The sequence below is a fragment of the Dietzia sp. DQ12-76 genome, assembly GCF_014145045.1.
GTDB lineage: Bacteria > Actinomycetota > Actinomycetes > Mycobacteriales > Mycobacteriaceae > Dietzia.
This window is the reverse complement of the sequence record NZ_JAALDV010000287.1, coordinates 1-1856: the sequence shown is the minus strand read 5'-3', so window position 1 is coordinate 1856 and position 1856 is coordinate 1. Positions and strand designations below refer to the sequence as shown.

Annotated in this window: 3 protein-coding genes; 1 reads left to right on the top strand and 2 read right to left on the bottom strand. The window is 72.1% G+C overall.

What is annotated here, in order from left to right:
* On the bottom strand, positions 1-345 hold a 345-nt coding region (locus G6019_RS10380), incomplete at its 3' end, for an SAM-dependent methyltransferase (RefSeq protein WP_241725989.1).
* Positions 346-382: 37 nt separating this feature from the next.
* Positions 383-1162, bottom strand: coding sequence for an SDR family NAD(P)-dependent oxidoreductase (locus G6019_RS10375; protein WP_107756438.1), 780 nt, complete (start codon positions 1160-1162; stop codon positions 383-385).
* Positions 1163-1274: 112 nt separating this feature from the next.
* On the opposite strand from G6019_RS10375, the gene G6019_RS10370 reads away from it, so the two are divergent.
* Positions 1275-1682: a PPOX class F420-dependent oxidoreductase gene (locus G6019_RS10370; RefSeq protein WP_107756439.1), complete on the top strand. Its 408-nt coding sequence runs from the start codon at positions 1275-1277 to the stop codon at positions 1680-1682.
* The last annotated feature ends 174 nt before the right edge of the window (positions 1683-1856 follow it).

Below are 1856 nucleotides of genomic sequence, written 5' to 3'. Positions count from 1 at the left end.
GGCGGCGGCAGCGGCGACGACGGGAACGCCGGGGACGATCTGCCACCCGACTCCCGCGGCCTCGAGAGCGCGGACCTCCTGCGCCACCCCCCGGTACATCGAGGGCTCGCCGGGGATGAGCCGGACCACCCGGTCTCCGCGTCCACTCGCCTCCCGGATCTCGGCGATGACATCCGAGACCGGCATCCCGGTGGTGTCGACAAGTCGGGCCCGCGGAGAGCAGAGGGACAGCACCTCGTGGAGCCCGTGGACACCCTCGAACAGGCAGGTACCGCAGTCGGCGAGGAGCCTGGAGGCGCGGACGGTGAGCAGATCGGCATCGCCGGTGCCGACGCCGACGAACATGGCGGTCACCGGTCGCGATCCACGGTGGCAGGGGGTCTCACCGTGGCATCCGTCGCCAGATCGGCTGCGGGACCAACCGGGCGACGGCGAACATCACCCGTAGCTGCCACGGGATCCACACCACCCCGGCCCGTCGGGCCCGCACCCGGTCGACCACCGCATCGGCCACCTGGTCGGGCGTGGAGGAGAACGGTGCGGGATCCATGCCCTCGGTCATCCGGCCGATCACGAATCCGGGGCGGGGGATCACCAGGGTGACGCCCGTGCCGTGGAGGGCGTCCGCCATCCCCGAGGCGAAACCGTCGAGCCCCGCCTTGGCGGACCCGTACACATAGTTCGCGCGCCGGACCCGTTGACCGGCGACCGAGGAGAACGCCACCAGCACGCCGCGTCTGCGGGGCTTCATCCGCTCAGCCAGCACGGTGAGCAGGGCGGCCTGGGCCACGAAGTCGGTGTGCAGGATCCGAGCCGCGGTCGCCGCGTCCCTCTCGGCCACCTCCTGGTCGCCGAGGATCCCGAACGCCAGGACCGCGACCGAGATCTCGCCGATCCGGGACTCGATGTCCTCCACCACCCTCACGTGGGAACCGAGGTCGTCGGCGTCGAAATCGATGATCTCGACCGACGAGGCCCCGGCGGCCGTGAGAGGTGCCGCCAGGGCGGACACGTCGCGGCCGGGTCGTGTGGCGAGGACGACCGTGCATCCGTCCGCGAGACGCCGGGCGATCGCCAGACCGATCTCGCTCCGGCCACCGAAGATCACGACGACCTCGCCGCCCGGTGCGCGCTGGGATGCGGGGGATGCGGGGCTGGACATGAGGGCATTGTCCCACGCCCATCTCACTGCCTCCCACGCCCGTCCCAGGCCCGGTCGCACTCCCGTCGCCGCCGGCCGCCTCGTCCCGCCTCGCTGTGGCAGGCTCGCCGCTATGTCCCGAACACTGGCAGATCTGTCGCCCGACGCTCACGAGTTCCTCTCCGAGTACCACCTCGGTACGCTCACCACCCTCCGACGAGACGGTTCGCCGCACGTGGTCGCGGTGGGCTTCACGCTCGACACCGGGTCGGGTCTGGCCCGCGTGATCACCCGGAGGGGGTCGCAGAAGGCCCGCAACGCCGCGCGCGGCGGACGGGCAGCGGTCTGTCACGTGGACCGAGGCCGGTGGCTGACGTTCGAGGGCCGGGCGACGTTGCTCACCGACGAGGCCGCCGTGCGCGAGGGCGAACGCCGGTACGGGATGCGCTACCGGGAGCCGAAACCCAATCCCGAGCGCGTCGTGGTGGCGATCGAGGTGGACCGCGTCCTGGGATCCGCCCAGATGTTCACCGGCGCCTGACACCGCGGTTCGATGCGCGGACGGGTGGGCGGCCTGCTGGACGGCTTGGTACGCGGCCTGCTGGGCGGGAGGGTGCGCGGCCTGCTGGTCGGGAGGGTGCGCGGCCTGTTGGACGGCTTGGTGCGCGGCCTGCTGGGCGGGACCAGACGACTCCTCCGGATTCGCGTGCGTGAG